Origin of the sequence: Serratia sp. BW106 (assembly GCF_002607755.1) — a bacterium.
Lineage (GTDB): Bacteria > Pseudomonadota > Gammaproteobacteria > Enterobacterales > Enterobacteriaceae > Serratia > Serratia proteamaculans.
In genome coordinates this window covers 101,646-126,079 of record NZ_MCGS01000023.1, presented here as the reverse complement: position 1 = coordinate 126,079, position 24,434 = coordinate 101,646, and the positions used below count along the sequence as shown (strand labels likewise).

At 54.8% G+C, this 24,434-nt stretch carries 24 protein-coding genes and 1 riboswitch; of the genes, 9 read left to right on the top strand and 15 right to left on the bottom strand.

Annotated elements, in window-relative coordinates; genetic code table 11:
• Positions 1–50 precede the first annotated feature (50 nt).
• Entirely contained in the window at positions 51–872 is an 822-nt protein-coding gene (gene rlmA / locus BEI65_RS16740) for a 23S rRNA (guanine(745)-N(1))-methyltransferase (RefSeq protein WP_099064300.1), read from the top strand.
• Positions 873–938: 66 nt separating this feature from the next.
• On the opposite strand, the gene mntP is transcribed toward rlmA, so the two are convergent.
• From mntP to manX, 5 genes are all read right to left on the bottom strand, one after another.
• Positions 939–1,508, bottom strand: coding sequence for a manganese efflux pump MntP (gene mntP, locus BEI65_RS16735; protein ID WP_085117194.1), 570 nt, complete (start codon positions 1,506–1,508; stop codon positions 939–941).
• A gap of 13 nt (positions 1,509–1,521) precedes the next feature.
• A riboswitch (yybP-ykoY riboswitch) is annotated at positions 1,522–1,703 on the bottom strand.
• A 223-nt stretch (positions 1,704–1,926) separates the two neighbouring features.
• Complete coding sequence (locus BEI65_RS16730) at positions 1,927–2,385, bottom strand: DUF986 family protein (RefSeq protein ID WP_085117193.1); 459 nt, start codon at positions 2,383–2,385, stop codon at positions 1,927–1,929.
• A 54-nt stretch (positions 2,386–2,439) separates the two neighbouring features.
• Positions 2,440–3,282, bottom strand: coding sequence for a PTS mannose transporter subunit IID (locus tag BEI65_RS16725; RefSeq protein WP_085117192.1), 843 nt, complete (start codon positions 3,280–3,282; stop codon positions 2,440–2,442).
• Between the two features lie 15 nt (positions 3,283–3,297).
• The gene (locus BEI65_RS16720; protein ID WP_085117191.1) at positions 3,298–4,098 is read right to left on the bottom strand and encodes a PTS mannose/fructose/sorbose transporter subunit IIC; all 801 of its coding nucleotides are present in this window, start codon (positions 4,096–4,098) and stop codon (positions 3,298–3,300) included.
• Positions 4,099–4,153: 55 nt separating this feature from the next.
• Positions 4,154–5,125, bottom strand: coding sequence for a PTS mannose transporter subunit IIAB (gene manX, locus BEI65_RS16715; RefSeq protein WP_099064299.1), 972 nt, complete (start codon positions 5,123–5,125; stop codon positions 4,154–4,156).
• 575 nt (positions 5,126–5,700) lie between these two features.
• Here manX and BEI65_RS16710 point away from each other — a divergent pair.
• Positions 5,701–7,245, top strand: coding sequence for a TerC family protein (locus BEI65_RS16710; RefSeq protein ID WP_099064298.1), 1,545 nt, complete (start codon positions 5,701–5,703; stop codon positions 7,243–7,245).
• A 17-nt stretch (positions 7,246–7,262) separates the two neighbouring features.
• Here BEI65_RS16710 and BEI65_RS16705 read toward each other — a convergent pair whose 3' ends face one another.
• The 4 genes from BEI65_RS16705 to pabB all read right to left on the bottom strand — a co-directional run bounded on the left by BEI65_RS16705 (position 7,263) and on the right by pabB (position 12,918).
• Complete coding sequence (locus tag BEI65_RS16705) at positions 7,263–8,879, bottom strand: EAL domain-containing protein (protein WP_099064297.1); 1,617 nt, start codon at positions 8,877–8,879, stop codon at positions 7,263–7,265.
• 280 nt (positions 8,880–9,159) lie between these two features.
• The gene (gene sdaA / locus BEI65_RS16700) at positions 9,160–10,524 is read right to left on the bottom strand and encodes an L-serine ammonia-lyase (protein WP_099064296.1); all 1,365 of its coding nucleotides are present in this window, start codon (positions 10,522–10,524) and stop codon (positions 9,160–9,162) included.
• Between the two features lie 445 nt (positions 10,525–10,969).
• Positions 10,970–11,548 carry a CoA pyrophosphatase gene (locus tag BEI65_RS16695; protein WP_099064295.1) on the bottom strand — a complete coding sequence of 193 codons (579 nt, stop codon included), beginning with the start codon at positions 11,546–11,548 and terminating at the stop codon, positions 10,970–10,972.
• On the bottom strand, positions 11,545–12,918 hold the full coding sequence (pabB, locus tag BEI65_RS16690) for an aminodeoxychorismate synthase component 1 (protein ID WP_099064294.1): 1,374 nt from the start codon (positions 12,916–12,918) through the stop codon (positions 11,545–11,547). Before pabB ends, BEI65_RS16695 begins: the two co-directional genes overlap by 4 nt.
• Positions 12,919–13,360: 442 nt before the next feature.
• On the opposite strand from pabB, the gene BEI65_RS16685 reads away from it, so the two are divergent.
• Together BEI65_RS16685 and BEI65_RS16680 are read left to right on the top strand one after the other, a co-directional pair.
• Positions 13,361–14,368, top strand: a complete 1,008-nt coding sequence (locus tag BEI65_RS16685; RefSeq protein ID WP_099064293.1) for a glycosyltransferase — start codon at positions 13,361–13,363, stop codon at positions 14,366–14,368.
• A gap of 63 nt (positions 14,369–14,431) precedes the next feature.
• Positions 14,432–14,677 carry a YoaH family protein gene (locus BEI65_RS16680; RefSeq protein WP_085117181.1) on the top strand — a complete coding sequence of 82 codons (246 nt, stop codon included), beginning with the start codon at positions 14,432–14,434 and terminating at the stop codon, positions 14,675–14,677.
• A gap of 33 nt (positions 14,678–14,710) precedes the next feature.
• Here the strand turns inward: BEI65_RS16680 and purT are convergent, their stop codons facing one another.
• Entirely contained in the window at positions 14,711–15,889 is a 1,179-nt protein-coding gene (gene purT, locus BEI65_RS16675) for a formate-dependent phosphoribosylglycinamide formyltransferase (protein WP_099064292.1), read from the bottom strand.
• A gap of 242 nt (positions 15,890–16,131) precedes the next feature.
• On the opposite strand from purT, the gene dbpA reads away from it, so the two are divergent.
• The 4 genes from dbpA (at position 16,132) to yebF (ending at position 18,704) form a co-directional block, all read left to right on the top strand.
• Positions 16,132–17,514 carry an ATP-dependent RNA helicase DbpA gene (gene dbpA / locus BEI65_RS16670; protein ID WP_099064291.1) on the top strand — a complete coding sequence of 461 codons (1,383 nt, stop codon included), beginning with the start codon at positions 16,132–16,134 and terminating at the stop codon, positions 17,512–17,514.
• Between the two features lie 88 nt (positions 17,515–17,602).
• Positions 17,603–17,926, top strand: coding sequence for a YebG family protein (locus tag BEI65_RS16665; protein WP_099064290.1), 324 nt, complete (start codon positions 17,603–17,605; stop codon positions 17,924–17,926).
• Positions 17,927–17,965: 39 nt separating this feature from the next.
• Positions 17,966–18,274, top strand: a complete 309-nt coding sequence (gene yqfB / locus BEI65_RS16660; RefSeq protein ID WP_099064289.1) for a N(4)-acetylcytidine aminohydrolase — start codon at positions 17,966–17,968, stop codon at positions 18,272–18,274.
• 70 nt (positions 18,275–18,344) lie between these two features.
• Positions 18,345–18,704, top strand: coding sequence for a protein YebF (gene yebF, locus BEI65_RS16655; protein WP_099064288.1), 360 nt, complete (start codon positions 18,345–18,347; stop codon positions 18,702–18,704).
• A 94-nt stretch (positions 18,705–18,798) separates the two neighbouring features.
• Here yebF and BEI65_RS16650 read toward each other — a convergent pair whose 3' ends face one another.
• From BEI65_RS16650 to mdtH, 5 genes are all read right to left on the bottom strand, one after another.
• On the bottom strand, positions 18,799–19,362 hold the full coding sequence (locus tag BEI65_RS16650; RefSeq protein ID WP_099064287.1) for a lipoprotein: 564 nt from the start codon (positions 19,360–19,362) through the stop codon (positions 18,799–18,801).
• Positions 19,363–19,508: 146 nt separating this feature from the next.
• Positions 19,509–21,149, bottom strand: a complete 1,641-nt coding sequence (locus BEI65_RS16645) for an AarF/ABC1/UbiB kinase family protein (protein ID WP_099064286.1) — start codon at positions 21,147–21,149, stop codon at positions 19,509–19,511.
• A gap of 29 nt (positions 21,150–21,178) precedes the next feature.
• Entirely contained in the window at positions 21,179–21,826 is a 648-nt protein-coding gene (gene grxB, locus BEI65_RS16640) for a glutaredoxin 2 (protein ID WP_099064285.1), read from the bottom strand.
• A gap of 129 nt (positions 21,827–21,955) precedes the next feature.
• Positions 21,956–22,204 carry a hypothetical protein gene (locus BEI65_RS16635; protein ID WP_085117173.1) on the bottom strand — a complete coding sequence of 83 codons (249 nt, stop codon included), beginning with the start codon at positions 22,202–22,204 and terminating at the stop codon, positions 21,956–21,958.
• 86 nt (positions 22,205–22,290) lie between these two features.
• On the bottom strand, positions 22,291–23,496 hold the full coding sequence (gene mdtH, locus BEI65_RS16630; protein WP_099064284.1) for a multidrug efflux MFS transporter MdtH: 1,206 nt from the start codon (positions 23,494–23,496) through the stop codon (positions 22,291–22,293).
• Between the two features lie 345 nt (positions 23,497–23,841).
• On the opposite strand from mdtH, the gene rimJ reads away from it, so the two are divergent.
• The gene (gene rimJ, locus BEI65_RS16625; protein ID WP_085117187.1) at positions 23,842–24,426 is read left to right on the top strand and encodes a ribosomal protein S5-alanine N-acetyltransferase; all 585 of its coding nucleotides are present in this window, start codon (positions 23,842–23,844) and stop codon (positions 24,424–24,426) included.
• The last annotated feature ends 8 nt before the right edge of the window (positions 24,427–24,434 follow it).

Below are 24,434 nucleotides of genomic sequence, written 5' to 3'. Positions count from 1 at the left end.
CCAGCGCCTTCTTTAGACTAGCCGCGCCGTATCTCTCTGGAATCCAAGCCATGTCTTATCAGTGCCCTCTGTGTCATCAACCGCTTCATTTATCTCATCTGCAATGGCGTTGCGACGCCAACCATCAGTTTGACTGCGCCAAAGAAGGCTATGTCAATCTGCTGCCGGTACAGCACAAGCGTTCAAAGCAGCCCGGAGATAGTGTGGAAATGATGCAGGCGCGGCGCGCTTTCCTGGATGCGGGTTTCTATCAGCCCTTGCAACAGCGGGTGGCCGAGCTGTTGGATCAGGCGTTGGCGACCGATGCACAGGCGTTACTGGATATTGGCTGTGGTGAAGGCTACTACACGGCAGAGGTGGCCGCCCGATTGGCGCAGCAGCGGAATATTACGGTGTATGGCCTGGATGTTGCCAAGGTGGCAATTCGCTATGCCGCCAAGCGTTATCCGGCAGTGTCATTCTGTGTGGCGTCGAGCCACCGCCTGCCGTTTGCCGACGGCTCTCTGGACGCGATAGTGCGTATTTATGCGCCTTGCAAAGCTGAAGAGCTGGCTCGGGTGGTGAAACCCGGTGGTGTAGTGGTCACGGTATCGCCCGGCCCACGTCACCTGTACCAATTGAAAGAACAGGTCTATCAGCAGGTGCAACTGCATGTCGAACAGGATGAGCAGTTCGCCGGTTTTGACTGTGAACGCGTTGAGTCGTTAGCCTACCCGATGACGTTACCGGGTGAGCAGGCGGCCAACCTGCTGCAGATGACGCCGTTTGCCTGGCGGGCCTCTCCAGAGGTACAGCAGCACCTGATTGGCTGCGAGGCCTTCGCCTGCGAAACCGATTTTGTCATCGCGCTGTACCGCCGCCAGCCTGATTAAGCCTGAATCACGGGCCACAAATAAAAAAACCTGCCATTGGCAGGTTTTTCTTTGCGTTCAGCAGGATTAGGCGAGATAACCCAAATGCTCCAGCAGGATATTGAAGCCGATACCGATCAGCACCACGCCGCCGAGGATCTCCGCACGTTTGCCTAGCAATGGCCCGATAAAGCGGCCAATCATCATGCCCAGGGTGGCCATAATCATGGTGGCACAGCCGATAGCCATGGCAGTGTGCACGATATTCACCTGCAGGAAGGCCAGACCGACACCGATGGCCATTGCGTCGAGGCTGGTAGCAATGGCGGTGGCGACCAACAGCCAGAACCCGTGACGCTTCACTTTTTCCACTTCGTCCGGCCGGTTTCTGACGCCTTCGACGATCATGCGCATGCCGAGGATAAACAGCAGTGAGAAGGCGACCCAGTGATCCCATTCCATAATGTATTGGCTGGCGAACAAGCCGATGCCCCAACCGATAATCGGCGTAATGGCTTCGACCACCCCGAAGATGAGTCCGGTGCGTAGCGCTTCACGAAAACGAGGTTGATGCAGGCTGGCACCTTTGCCGATCGATGCGGCGAACGCATCCATAGACATGCCAAAAGCGAGAATGAGTGTAGCTGACAAGTTCATGTTAAGTAACCTCGGCCGGGCGGCTCCATATACACGTAACCCACCCCCAACCATACGACGGAGTTACGTGTCTATGGTCTCGCCAACCTTACCTGGCTGCCCGCACCACGTTTTAATGGATAAAACGAGTATGTTGATACGGGCGTTTCTGGCGTTTTATTGTCCAGAAACCGGCTACTCCCCAATGACGGCGCAACCATACCATATTAATTCCGTTACCAACAACCCTTATTCCCGATGGACATTTGTTTGGAGTTGATAATTGTTTTCATTAATGGAATGTACAAGAAGGAATATAATGTAGGCGAGTGCAACAATATTGCGTAAATAATCATCAGGTAGCCTCGTGCGCTGGCGAATAATTATCCACACACACAGCGCGGGGCGAGGCGATGGGAGAGTTAAGGTTATTTCTTACTCACTGATTTTCTACAAAAAAGTGATAAATCTTTTCCAGGTCATCTAATTGAGTGACCTGAATCAGCAAGCGACGCTGCTCCAGATCTATCACCAGGATGCCATCCTCGGATAAATTCATGGCTTTAATCCGGTTATATTCAATAAAGGCGTTGGCATAAAAGAAACCCTGGGCTTTAAACAACATCTTGGGCCAACGGATATAAGAAATATAAATGGCGATCAGTGCTAAAGAAATAAGCAGATAGGTGGTTATTAACGCACCCTGAGTGGTGACATTTCGGTAGAGCAGAATGGCGATCAGGCCGATAAAAATCAGGCCATCAATCCGATTACGGCGTTTTAACTGCACCTTGAGCAAGGTTTTGCCTTTCAGCAGGTTCATACCGAACTCGTCGTAAATCGCATACACCAGCATCAGCGCGGTGAAAATCAGTAATACGCCATCGGTCAGCGACATCTTTCAACTCCACAAATAAAAAAACCGGGGGTTTCCCCCCGGCGATTAAAACGCTTACAGACCCAGCAGACCTATCCAGTAACCGAAGATACCGATGGCAAAGAAGCCAATGATGATCCACAGCGCATTCACTTTTCTGCGCAGTAGCCACATACAGCCGAAGGTCAGCAGCAGTGGCACCAGACCCGGCATCAACTGGTCGAGGATGGTTTGCACCGTGGTCACCGTGGTATGCCCGGTCTGGTCGGTGATCTTCGACACCACCAGCGGGATATTCACGTGCGTCCACTTGTTAACCAGTGCCCCCATGACAAACAGGCCAAGAATGGACGCTCCTTCCGTCAGTTTTTGCAGGAAGCCGCCGCCCATATCATTAACGATATCCACCCCTTTGCGGTAACCGTAGGCCACGCCGTAATAGCGGGTCATCAGGCGCACCAGGTTGAACAGAACGAAGAACAAGAGCGGACCCAGCAGGCTGCCACTCATGGCAATACCGGCGCCGAGTGCGGCGAATACCGGCCGTACGGTACCCCAGAAAATCGGGTCGCCGACGCCGGCCAGTGGCCCCATCAAACCAACCTTGATGCCGTTGATAGCCGCATCGTCGATCGGTGCCCCGTTAGCGCGCTGTTCTTCCATCGCCATGGTAACGCCAAGTACCGGCGCCGCTACGTAAGGATGGGTGTTAAAGAACTCCAGATGGCGTTTGATCGCCTGTTTGCGGTCGTCGTTATTTTCCGGGTACAGGCGACGGATCACCGGCACCATTGAGAAGCAAAAACCCAGCGCCTGCATACGTTCGAAGTTCCATGAACCCTGGAACAGATTCGAGCGCATAAACACACCGCGAATATCGGCTGGCGTGAGTTTCTTTTGAGCTGTTGTATCAACCATTTCTCTCACCTATTCCTAGTCGAGTTCGTTATCGAGGTCGTTGGCATTAGCCGGACCAGCCTGGACTACCTGAGACTTGTTGTATTTCGGGCTGAGCTGGATATAAAGCACGGCCATCACCACGCCGATCACGCCGAGGGCGACCAGGTTAAAGTTGGTGAAGGCAGCGGTAACGAAACCGAGGTAGAAGAATGGCATCAGGTAGCCGGCACGCATCATGTTGATCACCATGGCGTAACCAACCACCACGATCATCCCACCGGCGATGTTAAGGCCGCTGGTGACGACTTCCGGGATCGAGTTAAGCAGCGCGTGAACGCCTGAGGTGCCCACCGAAACCGCAACGATAACCGCCGGGATGGCGATACGCATTGCCTGCAACAGCAGGGCGGAGATATGCAACCAGGTAATGGCGCGTAAACTGCCGCGCTCCGCCGCGCTGTCTGCCGCATGCTGGAAGGCCACGGTCAGGGTACGCACGATGATGGTCAGCACTTGCCCAGCGGCTGCCAGCGGTATGGCCAGGGCGATACCGGCCCCGACGCTTTGCCCACCGGCAATAACCAGAATGGTGGAAATGATTGACGCCAACGCCGCATCTGGCGCTACCGCCGCACCGATGTTCATCCAGCCCAGTGCGATCATCTCCAGCGTACCGCCGATGATGATACCGCTTTTCATGTCACCGAGAATAAAACCGATCAGGGTACAGGCGACCAGCGGACGGTGAAACTGAAACTCGTCGAGGACAGAACCCATCCCGGCGATACAGGCAACGATAAATATCAGTACAATCTGAAGAGTGGTAATCTCCATTGCACTTCTCCTATGACCAAAGATCTCTGAGTAAAGTAATTATTGGCTGTCGCCATTAATTGAGTTTGTTAATCAGGTCCATCATTTTTAACCGACTGTCGGACGAGACTTTACGAACTTCCAATTCAATACCGCGCTCGTTTAATTTCTTAAACGCTTCGATATCTTTTTCATCAACCGAAACGGCGTTGTTCACCTGGGTTTTGCCCTGACGGAACGCCATACCACCGATATTCACCGACTTGATATCCACACCGGCCTCCACCAAACGCCAGACGTCGGTCGGGTTGGTGAACAGAAACATCACGCGATCGCCGGCGTATTTCGGGTTGTTCCAGACGCGGATGGCTTTCGCCACGTCAACCACATGTGCGGTGACGCCCGGCGGGGCAACCTGAGTCAGTAAGGTCTTGCGAACGTGATCGGCGGCAACTTCGTCACTGATCACGATGATGCGAGTGACGTCGGTTTCCTTGGTCCAGCGGGTCGCAACCTGACCGTGAATCAAACGGTCATCGATGCGGGCCAGGCCGATTTTCATATGGTCATTAGGGCCCAGCGGTGCCTGAGGCGCAGCGGGTTTTGCGGCAGGAGCACTCTGTGGTGCCGCGGGCTTAACACTCTCTTCGGCTGGTTTTTTCAGCGCTTTCACGCCCTCACGGCCGGTTTCCAACGCCAGTGCGACCAGATCGTCGAAGCCAGGGTTGTCATCTCGTGCCATGAACGTTTCCACCAACATCGGAATGTTAACCCCGGTGACGACCTCATAGTTTTCTTTATCGACGGCAATGCGGCTGGCCGCATTGAACGGGCTGCCGCCCCAGGTATCGACCAGGAACAGGACGCCACCGCTGGTGTCGAGCCCACTGATTTTTCCGTTGTATTTCTCGATTAACGTTTCGGCATTTTCACCGGGGACGAAATCTATAAAAGCGACGTTGTCCTGTTCGCCCAATAGCATTTCCGTCGTTTTCAGCAATTGTTCTGCTGCGGTCCCGTGTGTGCCGATGATAATAGCTATTGCCACTCGCTACCTCCTCATTGAACTTCATGCACGGATTGTGTCGTTGTTTAGTTCATTTCCTTGCTGGCAGTCACCTGCGTGGTTCAGATACATTATGGTAGAAATTTGGAAACCCGCCGTTAACATTTCCCGCGCAGTTTCAAACGCCTGTGCGCAATGAACCCCATCAACGCCATTTATTTTAGTGAGTGAAAAAATAAATTTTGTGACGTTGCTCTGTTATTGAACGCTCGGATAAGTCCTAAGCCGGTGTTTGCGGAATTAAACACCAGAGCTGTTACAAGACGATGCAGAAGGTAAAAAAGCTTCTTTGCCGGCAAAAAAATTCCTGCTAGAGTATTTCTTCTTTCATATTTAGGAGTGAAGGGCCTCAGCCCACCCTATGGACTGTCACCGAAGTTACTGTTTTTCAAGGTTCCACCCGCCACCTGCTGGCGTTGTACAAGTCACACGGCCGTTCGGCCATCCCCCGGTACTGCAATCCCGATATCTTGCTGTTTCTGTCCGCGCCCTTGCTGCGTCGGCATTGTCACGTCTGAGCACCGCTCGGCCATCCCGTCTTTTTTTCGGAGTCTGATATGGAATTTTTAATGGACCCCTCAATTTGGGCTGGGTTACTGACACTGGTGGTATTGGAAATTGTACTGGGTATCGACAACCTGGTGTTTATCGCCATTCTGGCCGATAAGCTGCCGCCGAAGCAGCGTGATAAAGCGCGCATCCTCGGCCTGTCGCTGGCGCTGTTTATGCGTCTGGGCCTGTTGTCGGTTATTTCCTGGATGGTGACGCTGACCACACCGCTGTTTAGCGTTGGGGAGTTCAGCTTCTCCGGTCGCGACCTGATCCTGCTGTTCGGCGGGGTGTTCCTGTTGTTCAAGGCCACCATGGAGCTGCACGAACGGTTGGAAGGGCAAACGCACCAGGATGGCGCCAACCGCGGCTATGCCAAGTTCTGGGCGGTGGTGGTGCAGATTGTGATCCTTGACGCCGTGTTCTCACTCGACGCGGTGATCACCGCTGTGGGCATGGTGAACGACCTGCCGGTCATGATGACCGCCGTTGTCATCGCCATGGTGGTGATGCTGGTGGCTTCAAAACCGCTGACTAACTTCGTGAATGCGCATCCTACTATTGTGGTGCTGTGTCTGAGCTTCCTGCTGATGATCGGCCTGAGCCTGATCGCCGAAGGTTTTGGCTTGCATATTCCTAAAGGTTACCTGTACGCCGCGATTGGTTTCTCAATCCTGATTGAGCTGTTTAACCAAATCGCCCGCCGCAACTTTATCAAGCATCAGGCTCATCGCCCGATGCGTGAACGCACCGCAGAGGCGATCATGCGCCTGATGGGGCAACAGCGGGCACAGCAGACGGACGAAACGGCACCGCAGCCGGTGGATGAAACCTTCGCCGAAGAAGAACGTTATATGATCAGCGGCGTGTTAACGCTGGCCTCACGTTCACTGCGTAGCGTGATGACGCCACGCACCGAGATTTCATGGGTGGATTGCGATCGTTCCCGTGAAGAGGTGCGTGAGCAACTGCTGGATACGCCGCACAGCCTGTTCCCGGTTTGCCGTGACTCGCTGGATGAAATTATCGGTGTGGTTCGTGCCAAGGATCTGCTGGTGGCGGTAGAACGGGGTGATGATATTGCCGAGTTTGCCGCGCGCACGCCACCGATTGTGGTGCCGGACACCATGGACGTGATTAACCTGCTGGCGGTATTGCGCCGTGCCAAGGGGCGTCTGGTGGTGGTGACCAACGAATTTGGCGTAGTGCAGGGGCTGGTCACGCCACTGGATGTGCTGGAGGCGATTGCCGGTGAATTCCCGGACGAGGATGAAACGCCCGATATCGTGGTGGAAGATGCCGGCTGGCTGGTGAAGGGCGGAGCCGATCTGCACTCACTGGAACAGGCGCTGAACTGCGAGGATCTGGTTAGTCCGACGGCGGATTTCGCCACCCTGGCGGGGTTCCTGCTGTCCCACTACGGTCAGATGCCGGCGGTGGGCGAAACGGTAGAACTTAACCGACTGCGTTTCGAAGTCGTTGCCGTGTCCGAGTACCGCATTGAATTGGTGCGTATTACCAAGGTGGAGCCTCACGACGAGGAACACCAGTAACACCGGGGCCGGGGGCATCACGCCTCCGGCTTGCTTTCTTGTTCCTTCTGCCGTTCCTCCCGCTGATTCACCGTCCGCAATCTTGATTCGTACTGCTGTAACCACAGCGGGAATACATTGATCGGCATCGGCTTGGCAAAATAGAAGCCCTGCAGCGCGTTCACCTCGCGTGAGCGAAGATAATCCGCCTGCTCGGCGGTTTCCACGCCCTCGGCCACCAGCCTTAATTTCAGGCGTTGCGCCAGCGTGATAATGGTATCGGTGACGGTAGCGTTAATCGCATCGGTGCCGATAGCCGCGGTAAAGCCACGGTCGATCTTCAATACGTCTGGGCTGAGTTTCTTCAGATAGCTGAGTGAACTGTGCCCGGTGCCAAAATCGTCGATCGCCAACATGATACCCATTTCCTTCAGCGTTTTGATTTGCTCATACTGAATTTCCGACAGGGCGGTGCGCTCGGTCAACTCCAGCATCAGCGAAGGCATGGGGTGGGCCGGCAGCCACAGGCGGCGGATGTCATCGATAATGGTCACCCCATTGAAATGCTCAGCCGCGACGTTAATGCTGATATAAAAAGATGGGCGTGGCGGGAATAACTGCAGGTTTTCCACCACGGTGGTCATCAGGTAACGGGTCAGGGCGATGATTAAGCCATGCTGCTCCGCCAGCGGAATAAAAACGTCGGGGGAGATCCAGCCCTGGCGTTTGTTCTTCCAGCGCAGCAGCATCTCAACCCCGACGCAGCGGCCGGTTTCTGCATTGATGATTGGCTGACAGTAAACGCGGAATTCGCGATGGGAAATGGCGTGACCAATATGGTACGACAGGCTCATGCGGTTTGCCGTTAGCAGATACACCACATAGGCCGCCAGCAGGCTGATCAACAACGACAATGGGATATGGCGTGGCAGCGCTGCCAACGCCAGCATGCTGGCCTGAGGGCCGAACAGCGAAATAGAGAACGGATACTGAGTGGATTTTGCGGTAAAGCGCAGGTTGGTTGTCAGGGTATCGCTACGCAAAATTTCCCGGCGGCCATATTCCAGGCTGTAGTCGCCGACGTTCAGCACCACCCGCTGTGCATAGGGTTCCTGGGGTTCCAGCAGGAAGTTTGCCAATAACTCAATATTGAAGACGTGTAACACGCCGTTGCTGCGGTTATCTGCCTCGGTTGGGGTCCACATGATCAGGGTTGGCACGCCTTTGGCGACCGAGAGTGAAGGGCGCAGCGCCAACGTCGCGCCATCGTTTGCTATTGCGGGCAAAATAGCGGCTAAAACATAGGTACGGGCACCAAACAGGCTGGAACAGTAAATAATGCCGTCTTTGACCAATAGCATGGCCCGTAAAGCCTGATTTTGTGCGGCGCGAAAACGTAACGTCGGCATCGCGATTTCACAGGATTGACTCAACATCGGCATACTGCGTTTGGCTTGCAGCTTGGCTGGCGTCAGCAAATCATTAATCTTGGCGACGGTACGGGTGGCAAGCACCTGTCGGCTTTGTTCAATGGAGCCAAGCTCCTGATAATAGCGGGTATACAGTGACAGCAGTAGAATAGCCAACCCGACCGCCCCGGCCAGTAGCCAACGGTAATAGCGGTATTTGGTCACGGCAAGTTGGGTCATCAACATCGCTCAATCCTTGTTCGGTAAGCCAGCCCAGAACCACCGTCAGGCCAAACAGCCCTGCATGATCCTCGGCTAATTCTAGCCTGTCGTTATACAAGAGTGATGGTAACCCAGTAAATTATTTAAATTTAGTGAAACAGAGGGCTAAATTGCAGGTTAACCGCAGGATAGACGGAATATTCTTCGTGGGCTTGGTGTGACGCTGTCACTAAAGTGACGTTAATGATTTGATTAATCAGGGTCATAGCAAGAAAAACCCCGCCATTAAGGCGGGGTTAGAGGGTCAGTCACATTGCACTTTGATCGCCAACCCACCGCGAGAGGTTTCGCGATATTTGGCGTTCATGTCTTTGCCGGTTTCGTACATGGTTTCGATCACCTTATCCAGAGACACGCGTGGCTCACTGGTGCGACGCAAGGCCATACGCGCCGAGTTGATCGCTTTCACGGAAGCAATGGCATTACGTTCGATACAAGGCACCTGAACCTGGCCGGCAACCGGGTCACAGGTCAGCCCCAGGTTGTGCTCCATGCCGATCTCTGCCGCGATGCAAACTTGCTCCGGACTCCCGCCCAGCAGTTCGGCCAGGCCGGCTGCCGCCATTGAGCAAGCTACACCCACTTCCCCCTGACAGCCCACTTCGGCGCCGGAGATAGAGGCATTCATCTTGTACAACGCACCGACTGCGCCCGCCGCCATAAAGTAACGGATGTAGATATCCGGGCTGACGGATTCAATAAAGTGGTCGTAGTAAGCCAACACGGCCGGAACGATACCACAGGCGCCGTTGGTCGGTGCGGTAACCACACGGCCACCGGCGGCGTTCTCTTCGTTGACCGCCAGCGCGAACATATTGACCCAGTCAATCACGTTCATTGGGTCGCTGGACAGCTTGTCGGAAGACACCAGCAGGCGGCGCAGCGCAGAAGCACGGCGTGGTACACGCAGTGGCCCCGGCAGCACACCTTCGGTATTCAGGCCACGGTCGATACAGGCGCGCATGGTCTGCCAGATATTACCGAAGTAGGTCTCGATATCCTGCTTGCTGTGCAGCGCCAGTTCGTTCTGCATCACCAGACCGGAAAAGGACAGCCCGGTATCACGGCAGTGGGCGAGAATATCACGAGCAAAACTGAACGGATAAGGAACGCTCAACTCGTGCGCGTCGGCCTTGCCGAAGTTCTCTTCGTCGACGATAAAACCGCCGCCGAGCGAGTAGTAGGTCTTGCTGTAAACTTGCTTGTCCCCAGCGAAGGCGTGGATCTGCATGCCGTTCTCATGCAGCGGCAAATTGTCGCTGCGGAAAACCATGCCACCATCACGTGGGAAATCAACCTCATGCAGGCCGTTGGCCAGCATCAGGCGTTGACGTTGTTCTACATCGCGAATAAAGCCCGGGATGCTATCGATATCAACGGTATCTGGCATATTGCCCGCCAGGCCGAGGATGATAGCGATATCGGTATGGTGACCTTTACCGGTCAATGAGAGTGAGCCGTAAACATCTACGGCAACACGCGTGATAGAAGGCATCAGGCCTTGATTTACCAGATCGTCGACAAACTGTTTGCCGGCTTTCATCGGTCCAACCGTATGAGAGCTGGACGGGCCGATGCCGATCTTAAACATGTCGAAAACGCTAATCACGCTAAAACTCCTTAGAGGCATATTGTTATGGCTGCGGCGGTTAAAAACCGAGCAGGGAACAGCGATATTGTAAAAGGGCCACGCGGGTTTGGCTGCCTTTTTCGCATGAAATAAAATAATCCGTGGTGTTAGTTTTGTTGCTGATTGCCTCAGGCATTCGGCCGGCCGTGGAACCTCCGTTGCCTAAACTCGGTTAATGGCAATCGCGCCAGCTTCCACTGCTGAACGCGGCCGGCTTAAACCTTGCTTAAATAGTGGTTTATTCCGGACGACGGTATTTTACAGGTATTTCGTAAGGTTGAAGAGAGGGTTTACAGTTTTTTTAAAACTCTGATAGACAGGAAGGTAGTTGAAAAAACAAACCAATGAAGTGATGACGATCGCTTTACCCACGCCAGTGGTACAGGTAACCGTTTGGCTTGTGATGGGGGTTACATTATTGGCGCTAAATGCTGACCTGTTGCGCCAGTCTTCGAATGATGGCGGCAGTCAAACCCCAGACAAATTGGCTCTGATACCAGGACAAATAAATGCGGTGCGAATGGCCGGCACGCTGAATATCCAGCGGGTAATAGCGCGAAAGTGTCAGCGCTTCGTGCAGCGGCATTTCAAACACGTCGGCCACTTCGTCTTCATTGGCGAAAAATTGCACATCGGGTGAGATCAAACCGACCACCGGGGTCACCTGAAAACCGGTGCTGCTGTCGAGCGGGGCCAGTTGACCGAGAATGGTCACTGCCTGCGGGGGGATAGCCACTTCCTCCTGAGCTTCGCGCAGGGCGGTGATAATCGCCGAGCCGTCTTCAGCGTCGGTTTTACCGCCCGGAAACGCCACCTGGCCCGGGTGTTTGCGCAGCGAATCGGCACGGCGCGTCAGTAACAGTGTGGGTTCGGGGCGACAGATAATCGGGATCAGCACCGCGGCCGGGCGAATGTTATGTGAGATCTGCGCTGCCTGTGGCAGTTGCAGTTGAAAGCGGCTGATAAAGGCTGCCAGCGAGGCCGGATAAGTCGGTGGATTCACGAAGCGATAAACTCCCCCAGTTGCGGCAGGATGCGGCCGACTTTATCAAAGGTTTCCTGGTATTCCGCCTGTTCCTGGCTGTCGGCAACGATGCCGCCACCGGCGGAACAATAAATACGGCCGTTTTCGGTGATCAGGGTGCGGATAGTGATGTTGGTGTCCATGGTGCCGCAGGCGCTGATATATCCGATGCTGCCGCAGTAGGCATTACGTCGCTGGGGTTCCAGTTCTTCAATAATTTCCATCGCTCGCACCTTGGGCGCACCGGTGATGGACCCCCCAGGGAAACAGGCGCGCAGCAGTTCGGTCGCCGGAGTGTGCTGCGGCAGGGTGGCGGTAATGGTGCTGACCAGATGATGTACCGCCGGGAAAGGTTCGACCACGAACAGTTCGGGAACCTGCACGCTGCTCGGTTCGGCGACGCGGCCGATATCATTGCGCAGCAGGTCGACAATCATCAGATTCTCCGCACGGTCTTTGGCGGAATTCGCCAACCGTTGCGCCTGCTGTGCATCCTGTTCAGCATCGGCCAACCGCGGCAGGGTGCCTTTGATGGGCCGGGTTTGGATCCGTTGATTCTCCAGCCACAGAAAACGCTCGGGTGAAACGCTGAGCACGGCGTTGTCCGGCAGGCGCAGGAAGGCGGAGAAGGGTGCGCGGTTGCTGGCGCTCAATTGCTGAAAGGCTTGCCATTCATCGCCCTGATAGTCGGCAGAAAAACGTTGCGCCAGATTGATTTGATAACAATCCCCGCTGCGCAGGTAATGCTGAATACGCTGGAATTTATCACCATACTGCTGCCGCGTCATGTTGGCCTGCCAGGGGCTGGTCAAGGAAAATGCTGACCGGGGCGCGGGCTGTTGACTGTGGAGCCACTGCCAGCGCTGCTCTACATCAGCATGGCTGAGCAGGGTTAGCCTTTGTTGGTGGTGATCGGCTATCAACGCCCAGTCATAAATGCCGACCGCCATGTCCGGCAAGGCGATATCCGCCAGTGCCCGCTGCGGCAGTTTCTCTACCCGGCGGCCTAAATCGTAACCGAACAGCCCGAGGGCCCCGCCCTGGAACGGTAGGTTGGTATCCGCATCCGGCTGCAGGTTCTGTTGTTCCAACTGCTGTTGTAACAGGCTGAAAGGATCTTCCGGCGACTGCCAGCAGGCTTCACCACGGCGGATCTCGGTTGAGGGGCCGCGCGTGGTCAGAGTGGCACAGGGCGCCGCGACCAGAATATCAAACCGGTTATGCGAGTGTTCGGCAAAACCGGAATGCAGCAACATCGCCCAAGGCTGTGAAGCCAGCGGGGCAAACAGCTCCAGCAGGGCGGTGCGGGTGTAGGGCAAAGACTTGATATTCGGTGCGGTTGCGCTCATGGGCCTCAATAAACCTGACTGACGGGGCGGCTGTTTCTGCAGGCTATTCTGCCATATTCAACCGGTTGGCGCATGCTCTGGCTGCACGCTACACTGCACACTTCATATAAACCGCGAGTAAACAATTTTGCAAATGAAGCATTTTTTGCGACTTTGGCTATAATCCAATATGTTAAAAACTACATCAATGAATGGCTAAGATAATTCTTGATTTCGATGATTTGAATTTCAAACACTAAAATTCACTATTAGTTTCATTCAGTTATTGTTTTTGCTTGTTATCAGTCATCTGTGAGAGCACAGAGCTTAAAATATAAATGGTAACAAGACGCATTTGTGCCTGCGACTTTGTCGGTTGGCCCGTGCCTTATTTAATTTAATTGCACCCTGATATTTTTTAAAAATAGAAATATTCATTCGTTACCTTTGCGAAGAGCTGCCTATGCCCCTAATGCTGAGTGTCATTGTCCCGTTGCACAACGTGGGTAAATTGTTTGAGCCGTTTCTGGCATCGCTGCTGGCACAAGATGAGCAGCGGCTGGAGGTGATCATTGTTAATGATGGTTCTACCGACGGCTCTGGAGATATCGCTCACCGTTATGCAAAGCAACACCCACATATTACCGTCATCGACCAGCTTAATGCCGGCGTGTCCAATGCGCGTAATGCCGGGTTAGCGATCGCCAGGGGTAAATATGTGGCGTTCCCCGATGCCGATGATTTATTGGCGCCTGAAATGTATTCAACGCTGGTAGAATTGGCCGAGCAAAATCAATTGGATGTTATGCAGTGTAACGGTGAACGTTATTTCACCGACGCAGATGAACTGCAGCCGATTATTCCGCTAAAACGATTGGGCGACACCGGCGTTATTAGCGGCGTCCAATGGCTGGAACGCGCACTAAAATCAAGAAAGTTTATTCATGTGGTTTGGCTGGCGGTGTATCGCCTTGATTTTATTAAGCAGCACCGGTTGTATTTCGAACCGGGTTTGCATCATCAGGATATTCCCTGGACGACAGAGGTGATGTTTAATGCGCAGCGGGTGAAATACCTCAGCAAAGCGCTGTATCGCCAGCGGGTGCACGATCAATCGATCAGTAATCGCCGCCGCACGGGTAAGGCAAACGTAGAGTATCAGCGTCATTACATGAAAATCGTGGCCATGCTGGTGGCGCTTAACCAGCGCTATGCCGACAAAATCGACATTCGCCCGGCTTTCCACTGGCAGATCACCCGCGAGGCATTGGGCATTTGCCACAGCATTCGCCGTGAACCTGAACTGGCGGCGCAGTGCCAGATCACCGATGAGTTCTATCAAAATGGCATCGATCGGGCGATGGTTGACAACGCACGCGGGCTCAAACAGGATTGGCACGTCATTCTCTGGCTGCACCGTCTGAAGCAGTGGCGGCACGGCGACTCACGTTCACTGCAGGCTACTGAATAACAGGCGTAGGGTTCTGCCGGTTAAAGGCGTATACTCAGCCTCCATTTTGCCGGAGAGAAACACATGCTTGCAGGTATGCCGTCACTGAGCCATCTAGAGCAGCAGGAAGCTGCGGACCGTATCCATCTGTTGATGGAACAAGGCATGAGCAGTGGTGAAGCCATCGCGCGCGTCGCGCAGGAAATCCGCGAAAAACATCAGGGTGACCAGGTTAGCGTCATGTTTGATGATGAAGACGACGAAGAAGAGTATCAGGAACGGCCGGACGATCAGGCTGACGATGACTCGGAAGAAGACGAAAACTATTGATGTTGCTGGGGCCGGCAAGCCGGCCCCAAAGCGTTAACCTTCAATTACCACCGCCGCCGCGGCCAATTTGGCCGACTCCACCGCCAGCTCTACATTTTCTGCCGTAGCCAGCGCGACGCCCATCCGACGTTGACCGTTAATTTCCGGCTTGCCGAACAGACGCAGTTGATTGTGGCCGACCAACGCGCGATCCAGACCGCTGAAACGCAGATCACTGCTGGTCAGCTGTGGCAGGATCACCGCAGAGGCTGAAGGGCCGAACTGGCGAATGGCACCAATCGGCAGACCGAGGAAAGCGCGAACGTGCAGCGCGAATTCTGACAGGTCTTGTGAAATCAGAGTCACCATGCCAGTGTCGTGTGGGCGCGGTGAAACCTCGCTGAAGATCACCTCATCGCCACAGACAAACAGCTCAACGCCAAACAGGCCAAAACCCCCCAGCGCCTTCACCACATTTTCTGCAATCGCCTGCGCGCGGCTCAGCGCCAGTTCGCTCATCTGCTGTGGCTGCCATGACTCACGGTAATCGCCATCTTCCTGACGATGGCCGATCGGTGCGCAGAAATGCACACCGTCGACCGCACTGATGGTCAACAGAGTGATTTCAAAATCGAACTTCACCAGGCCTTCGACAATTACCCGGCCACCGCCGGCGCGCCCCCCCTGTTGGGCATAATCCCAGGCGGCTTGCAGTTGTTCCGGGTTGCGAATCAGGCTTTGGCCTTTGCCGGAGGAGCTCATCACCGGCTTGATAATGCACGGGTAGCCGATTTCATCGACTGCCTGCCGAAATGCAGGTTCGCCGTCGGCAAAGCGGTAACTGGAGGTCGGCAAGCCGAGGGTTTCTGCGGCCAGACGACGGATGCCTTCGCGGTTCATGGTCAGACGGGTTGCTTCGGCACAGGGGACTACGTGGTGTCCTTGTTGTTCCAACTCGACCAGCATGCTGGTGGCGATAGCCTCGATCTCCGGCACGATGTAATCAGGACGTTCCTGCTCAATCACGGCTTTCAGCGCGTTGCCGTCCAGCATGTTAATCACGTGACTGCGATGTGCCACGTGCATGGCGGGGGCGTCGGCGTAGCGATCGACGGCAATCACTTCGAGCCCCAAACGCTGGCATTCGATAGCAACTTCTTTACCCAGCTCGCCGGAGCCGAGCAACATAACGCGGGTGGCGGACGGGCGCAGGGCGGTTCCAATAGTTAACATAGTCTGGTACCTGGATCTGTGGCGTGTAACGCGGTCTGATAATGGCCTCGCAGTATATACGAAAACGTTTGCGTGTGCAGCCGGGGGCTATTGTGCTGTCGGTGAGAGGGGGAAAAGGCGTGGGGAGCGGCTTTTTTTATGCGTGAAATCCGTAATCCAGCCTATCTCTGTTATCATCTGCGGCTGATTCGGTGCTGCCGTGGGCGCGCCGCCATTCCATTTGCCATATAAGAGTTATCGCCGTGAGCACAGTATCTTTTTCTTCCCTGCCGCTGCCAGCCGAACAGTTGGCCAACCTCAACGAACTGGGGTATGCCGAAATGACACCGGTGCAGGCCGCCGCACTGCCCGCCATCCTGAATGGGCAGGACGTACGTGCCAAAGCAAAAACCGGCAGCGGTAAAACGGCGGCGTTCGGCATCGGTTTGCTGGACAAAATTAACGTCGCCCAGGTGGCCGCGCAAGCGCTGATCCTGTGTCCGACGCGTGAGCTGGCTGACCAGGTGAGCAAAGAACTGCGCCGTCTGGCACGCTTCACCCAGAACATCAAGATTTTGACTCTGTGCGGCGGCCAGCCTATGGGGCCACAGCTCGATTCGTTGGTGCATGCCCCCCATATCGTGGTGGGGACGCCGGGGCGCATTCAGGAACACCTGCGCAAGAAAACGCTGGTACTGGATGAACTGAAAGTGCTGGTGCTGGACGAAGCCGACCGCATGTTGGACATGGGGTTCGCCGATGACATCGATGACGTGATCAGCTATACACCGCCTCAGCGTCAAACGCTGTTGTTCTCGGCAACCTATCCGAGCGGGATTGAACGCATCAGCGCCCGTGTGCAGCGTAGCCCGTTAAATGTGGAAGTGGACGACGGTGAAGAACAAACCACCATCGAACAACGCTTCTATGAAACCACCCGCGATCAGCGTCCTGCGGTGCTGGTGTCGGCAATCCGTCATTACCAGCCTTCTTCCTGCGTGGTGTTCTGTAACACCAAGCGTGACTGTCAGAGCGTGTATGAAGCGCTGGAAGCTCGCGGCATTAACGTGCTGGCGCTGCATGGCGATCTGGAACAGCGCGATCGTGACCAGGTGCTGGTGCGCTTTGCCAACCGCAGTTGCCGGGTGTTGGTGGCGACCGATGTCGCTGCGCGCGGTCTGGATATCAAAGAGCTGGAGCTGGTCGTCAACTATGAGCTGGCATTTGATCCGGAAATCCACGTGCACCGTATCGGTCGTACCGGCCGTGCTGGTTTGAGTGGCAAGGCGATCAGTCTGTGTACGCCGCAAGAAATGACGCGTGCGCATGCGATTGAAGAATATTTGCAGATCAAGGTTAAGTGGGCACCGGTATCTGAGCTGAGCGGCGCGGGTAATACCACGCTGGAAGCCGAAATGGTCACCCTGTGCATCGACGGTGGGCGTAAGGCCAAGATCCGTCCAGGCGACATTCTTGGCGCATTGACCGGCGATGCCGGGCTGACGGCGGCAGAAGTCGGCAAGATCGACATGTTCCCGGTGCATGCCTATGTAGCGATCCGCAAGGAAAGCGCGCGCAAGGCACTGCAACAGCTTCAGCAGGGCAAAATCAAGGGTAAGAACTGCAAGGTGCGGTTGTTGAAATAAGTCGCGTCAGGGGTGTGCTTGCATCCCTGCGTAATATCACCTTATACTGTATAAAAATACAGTATTCTAACCTTTGAGGAATGCACACATGGCAGTTGAAGTTAAATATGTGGTGGTGAGAAACGGTGAGGAAAAGATGACTTTCGCAACCAAGAAAGAAGCCGACGCTTACGACAAAATGCTGGATCTGGCGGATAGCCTCGGTGAATGGCTGCAGCAGTCACCTCTGACCCTGGATGATGAGCAGCGTGAAGGGCTGAGCTTCTTCCTGGCGGAGAATAAAGACGTGCTGGGGCAAATTCTGCGCGGCGCTGCACCGGCGGAAGCACCGAAGAAACCCGCCAAAGTGAAAACGGAAAAACCTGTCGCTACCACTAAAGAGGGATCTGCGTCAGAAAAGCAGGCAGCATAATGACTTATGTTGCGGCAATGTGATGAAAAAGGATCTAGAATGAGCCGTGAAATAACTTTCTTCAGCCGCTTTGAGCAAGATATTTTGGCCGGGCGCAAAACCATTACCATTCGGGATGCCAGTGAATCCCACTTTCAACCCGGTGAGGTTTTACGCGTTAGCCGCAATGAAGACGACGTATTTTTCTGCCAGATTGAAGTGCTGTCAGTCACACCGGTGCGCCTGGAGGCGTTAACCGAACTGCATGCCCGGCAGGAGAGCATGTCACTCAGCGAACTGAAGCAGGTGATCAAGGAAATCTATCCGGGGCTGGATGAGCTGTTTGTCATCACCTTCGCCAAACGCTGATCTGTCGCCAGGCCAGTTGTGAGCCAAGGGCCAATGCCTGCGGATAGCGTTAATCACAACTGGAGGGAATATGAAAACAACGGGACTGAGTTTGGCCGTAGCGCTGTTGGCTATGGCGGGTTTAACCACCACGGTGCAGGCGCAGGAGCAACGCAGCGCCAAAGTGGCACAATGCCAGGGGTTGCAACCGGCTGATGTCGCCGCTCAGGTGAAACGCGATTTTCTGCAAAACCGTATCACGCGTTGGGAATCAGATAAAAAGCTGCTTGGCACAGCCACCCCGATAGCCTGGATTAGCCCGGAAGCCATTACCGGTAAGGACGCTGTTTGGCAGGTTCCCTTGACGGTCCGCGGTACCAAACAGGATAAAACCTATAACGTGATCCTGGACTGTAACGCCGGTAAGATTACCTACAGCGAACCACAGTAATCACATGATTTTCAGGCGGTGCTGCGCATAGCTTGCCCAATTGAAAAGACTCAGCCCGCCTTATCAGCGGGCTTTTTGTTTTAAACTGCGGCTCTTAGTCGGTAAACGGGATCACCAACTCACCCGGTTTCACTTCCAGACCTTTAGCCAGTTTCTTCGCCATCGCTTCGGTTTTACTGTTATCCGGGTTCAGCACGTAGGCCGGTTTTTGGTCGAAGTAGGATTTCAGCGACTGATTCAGGTAAGGCGTTAGCGCTTTCATCACCGTCTGCATCTTCTCCGGCTGCACGCTATAGTCGGTCAATTCCATGTCCTTCAGGAATACCGCGCCTTGCTCACGGTCATAGACCGGCTGTGCCTTCAGCGTCAGCTTCAGGTCCGCAGTCTGTGGGCCGAGGATCGAGGTGATATTCACTTTCGCATCGCCGGAAAGGGTGACCTTGCCCGGTTCACTGCGGCCAATTTGGCTCTGCAACTGCGTCAGCACGATATTGGCGTCCAGCAATCCCGGCACGCCGATCTGCTTCTGGTAATCGTTATGCTTTTGCAGGTAGTCGTTGACCTCCTGCTCGCTGAGTGTGTACTGGGTCAGTTGGTTACAACCGACCATTGCGCCAACAAACGCCAGGGCTGCCACACCCATCAGAATCTTCTTCATTTTTGCCTCATAAATACTAACTGTGTAGCTAATTGATTTTTCATTATAAAGGGTAACCGACGGCTAAAGAAATCCTGCTCATCGGCGGATAACACAGATAGTGCGCGTGAAACCCGCCATGACCTATCGGATAACGCTGAAACTGTTTAGCGGCGTAACCGCAGTACCAACAGCAATACGCCACCCAGACAGGCCAGCGCACCCAGTGCCGGAAACAGCGGAATGCCCCATAACCGCAGCGAAGATTGCATCAGGTAGGGGGCCAGGCCGAGCGTGAAGGCGGCGGTGACAATGGCAATGGCCAGCGTGACGGCAGCCCGTTCCAACGCTTTGCTTAACTGATCGAGGTTCTTGAGGTTGATATCGGCGCTGATTTGCCCGCGCTTAAGGCGGCGCATGAGCAGGCGCAGGGTTTGCGGAAGTTCTTCACCTGCGTCCAGTGCTTCACCGCCCAGCGCCAACATACGCCGACGCACCGCTTCAGGGGTGTAACGCTGTAGCATGACCTGTTGCAGCATCGGTTTCAGGGTAGCGATGATATCGAAGTTGGGATCCAGTCGGTGCAATACGCCATCTGCGGTGATTAACGCCTTGAATAGCAATACCAGATCCGGCGGCAGCGCTAGCTGATGTTCACGCGCCATCACCAGAAGATCGGTCAGCGCCTTGCCCAGTGTCAAAGTAGCGGAGGCCTGCTTGTCGAGAAAGTTTTGTGCCGCCAGTTCCAGATCCAGCAGATCCAAAGGATCGCTATCCGACCAGGCGATCAGGGTATTGACGATGCCGCCGGATTCTCGTTCAGCGATGGACTGCAGCAACAGCAGCAACTGATTACGCCGCCGTTCGGAAAGCTGGCCCACCATGCCGAAATCGATAAAGCCGACGCGATTATCTGCCAACGCCATCACGTTACCTGGGTGTGGGTCGGCGTGATAAAGACGGTGTTCCAGCACCATTTTCATAAAGGCCTGGGCGCCGCGCTGGGCGAGAAGCGGGCCATCAAAGCCGGCGGTGGCCAATTGCTGTGGGTTTTCCGGCGCGATACCGGGCAGAAACTCCTGCACCAGCAGACGTTTTGACGACCATTGCCAGTAGATTTTCGGTATCACTACGTCGGGCTGTTGGGCAAATTGCTGGGCTACCCGTTCACAGTTATTGCCTTCGTGCGTCAGGTCCAGCTCGTGATTAAGCGCCGTCGCCAGCGCTCGTACCATCTGCCGTGGGCGATAGCGGGCCAGCGCCGGACTTTGCTGCTCCACGGTTTCCGCCAGATAGGCCAGCAGGCGCAAATCGGCGTGAATGGTTTTCGCCAGACCGGGGCGTAATACTTTGATCACTACCGCTTCACCGCTGTGCAGTCGGGCACGGTAAATCTGTGCCATCGAGGCGGCGGCCAGGGGTGTTTCATCAAACTCGGCAAACAGGCTGTGTGGCGAGGCACCTAAATCTGCGGTGATCTGCGGCGCCAATTCGCTCCAGGACAGGGTAGACGCCTGGCTGTGCAGGCGATCCAGTTCGTCGGTCCAGCTAGGATCCAGCAGGTCGGAGCGGGTAGCCAGGATCTGGCCGAATTTAACAAAGGTCGGCCCCAGCGCTTCCAGCGCGGCGCGCAGGCGTTGCGGCAAGGTTTGGCTATCTTGCGACTCACTGCCGCCTTCACCGCCACTTAGCAAGGTACCCAGGCCCAGCAGGCGGATCACATCCTGCAATCCGTAGCGGATTAGCACTGCGGAGATTTCTTTCAGCCGTGCCCGATCGCGGGCGGTGACCAGCACCATTTTCAACATTTGCGCGCTATATCCTTATTGCGAGAAGATCACTGTTCCATATCGAACAGCAGCGGAATATCACTGCGCTGCGCCATACGGTTACGATAGGCTTCAACGTTATCCGGCAGTGTCAGTCCGGCAACAATCGACAGCGAACGCAGCAGGGGGAACAGGTGAATATCGTCCTCCGACAGGCTGCCATTGACGGCTTCAGGGGAAACAATCAGCCCGGAAAGCGTTTGAAGATCGGCCTCCAGTTGGGCAATCAGATCGGCGCTGTCGGCCAGGTGCGTGGAAAAGTCACCGATCGAGGCTTGTTTCTTGTCGGTAAAATACTGACGGGCGCTGTCGGTGGCGAACTCTTCAAAGTCGGCGTTGGCGAAGCGCGGCAGCAGTAAATTGAGGCTGTAGCTCCCAACGTGTTGCAGCCAGTCGGCGATTGCCGGGTTGGTTTTACCGGTCAGCAGTGGCTTGCCGTCGAGGTTATCGATGTAATGCACGATATCCATGCTTTCCGGCAGATAGCTGCCGTCGTCTTTTTGCAAAATGGGCGCCATTTTCTTGCCAATCATGCTGACCGGTGTCGCCTCATCATCGTTGAGCAGGGTGACCAGGCGGACGGGCAGGTTTTTCAGGCCAAAAATCATGCGGGCTTTAACGCAGAATGGGCAATGATCGTAGATAAACAGTTTCATGCTTGCTCCGGTTGTCAGGTTTTAACAGCAATAGTTATCACAGCATACTGAGGCTGTCGCGAAGAGTTCTTGCTGGAAGGTGCGTTATCGTTGTATTACCCGCGCATCTGCGCGGGACTAAAGCAGGGGTTATTTTTTGGTTGGTACGGAATTGATCACTTCTATCAGGTGCATACGCGCCTCTTCCAGATCGATTTTATCCCGCTCGTTGGTGGCGTTAACGATCTGCAACTGTTTGATGATGTCACTCTTCAGGTCGGCATTCCCTGCGATGATATGGGCCAGCGCTTTTTCTACCAACGTTGAGCGTGCGTAGAGCATCCGCAGGTTCAGTACCATGTGTTCCAGCAGCTGCGGTAATTTTGATTCATCAGTCATCGCCAACTTCTCCTGTTTATGTTTTTACTATCAGGATAGCAGCTATGGGAAATTCGGCTGATTTTCTGGCAACTTAGAGAAAAACCTTAGCCTCCGGGAGCAATTGCCGGTGCGCTACTGCGCGGATTGAACTGCCAATAAAGTGCGAACAGGGTAATAAAGCCCACGATACCGAGCAGGATCCACGGCAGTTCCGGCATGTTCATCGCATGGCCGGTGTCGTACATCCAACCGCCGCCGGTATAACCCAATGCGCCGCCCAATGCCAGCCCCAGGCGACTGAATCCCATATAACTGCCGCGCGCGCGTGGATCGGCCAGCGAGGCGCTGAGGGTTTCACGTGCCGGTTCGGCGATGATCGAGCCGAGATAGAAACAGCAAATCAGGGTGAAGACGCTCTGCAGGCTGGTCGCCAGCCCGACCGGCATCAGGCTGAGGGTCATCAGCAGCAGGCCCGCCATTAACCGCTGTTCCAGCCGGAAACGTTTTTCGCTCCAGCGTGCCAACGGGTAGAGCAATGACAGCGACAGCGCGGCCTCAATGGCGTACATCCATTTTACCGCCGCGGGTGAACCGGCGATTTCATTAACCACGATCGGCAGCATCAGCATCACCTGTACCGACAGCATGTAGTAGCCGGTAAGGGTCAATACGTAGGTCAGGAAACGCCGATCGCGCAAGACGCGCATCATGCCTTCTTTCATTGGGGTACGAACGGTAGAAATACGGTAGGCCGGCAGCAGCCACGCGTTCCAGCCTGCCGCCAGCACGAAAATACCCGCACCGACCCAACAGACAAAGTGGAAATCATATTGCAGCAGCCAACTGCCGATCAGAGCGCCAATCACCGCGCCGGCACTGTCCTGCATCATCAACAGAGAATAGAAACGGCCGCGCTCGTGTGGCCGGGTGAGCTTAATCACCAGGGCGGTGCGAGGTGGGTCAAACAGCGTGCCGCCGAGGGCAGAAAGGGCACAGGAGAACCACAGTAGCCAGGGTTGATCGGCCATTGCCATGGTGGCGAAACCGGCGGCACGCATCAGCATACCGGTGACAATCATCGGTTTAGCGCCGAATCGATCGGCTATCGCCCCGCCGAAGATGCCCAATCCTTGCTGGATCAATTGTCGCAAACCCAGTGCGGCACCGACCACCACGGCCGCCCAGCCAAGCTGGTCGACAAAGCGAATCGAAATAAGCGGGAAAACCACAAAAAAGCCTAAAACCACTAACAGGTTATCGAGTAATAAAAAATATTTACCCAAGCTCCGAGCTTGCGATACCAGAGACATGCTTCACCACGAGCAATTAAAGGGGGGAGGAGTGCGACCGCTCTAGTTTGTACCCAATCCCGGGTTGCCGATAGGGGCGAGGTAGATAATATTTTTTTATCGTCAATATGTTGGCTGAACAGCAAAACAGCACGAAAATAGCCGTAAAATGACTAATCGCTTATTTACTGAGCGGCCGGAGTTTTACCTGCGGGGCAGGCTGCGGTTATATTAAATGAGGGTAAGTGCGGTTCTGCGCCGGTGTTTGAGAAATAATGGCTCAGGATAGGTTCGTCGCAGGATGAATATCCGGACGTGCGCCCAATAAATACTTCTTATCGAACCGTTCTGACCGCGGGGGAAATGATGTTTGGCTATCGCTCTGCATCACCAAAAGTACGCCTCACCACCGACCGACTGGTTGTCCGTTTAGTCCATGAACGCGATGCCTACCGGCTGGCCGAATACTATGCCGAAAACCGAGCCTTCCTCAAACCCTGGGAACCGGTACGGGATGAAAGCCATTGTTATCCTTCCGGCTGGCAGGCGCGGCTGGGGATGATCACCGAAATGCAAAAGCAGGGCAGCGCCTACTACTTTATCCTGCTCGATCCGGAAGAACATGAAGTGCAGGGCGTGGCCAACTTCAGCAACGTGCTGCGCGGTTCGTTCCATGCCTGTTTCCTCGGCTATTCGCTGGCCGAAAAATGGCAGGGGCAAGGGCTGATGTATGAAGCGCTGCAGTCCGCTATCCGTTATATGGTGCGTCAGCAGCGAATGCACCGCATTATGGCCAACTATATGCCGCACAATCAGCGCAGCGGCGCGTTGCTGACCCGCCTGGGATTTGAACGTGAAGGTTATGCCAAGGACTATCTGCTGATCGACGGGCAGTGGCAGGATCACGTACTGACGGCATTAACCAATAAAGAATGGCTACCGCCACGCTAAGGCCAAAT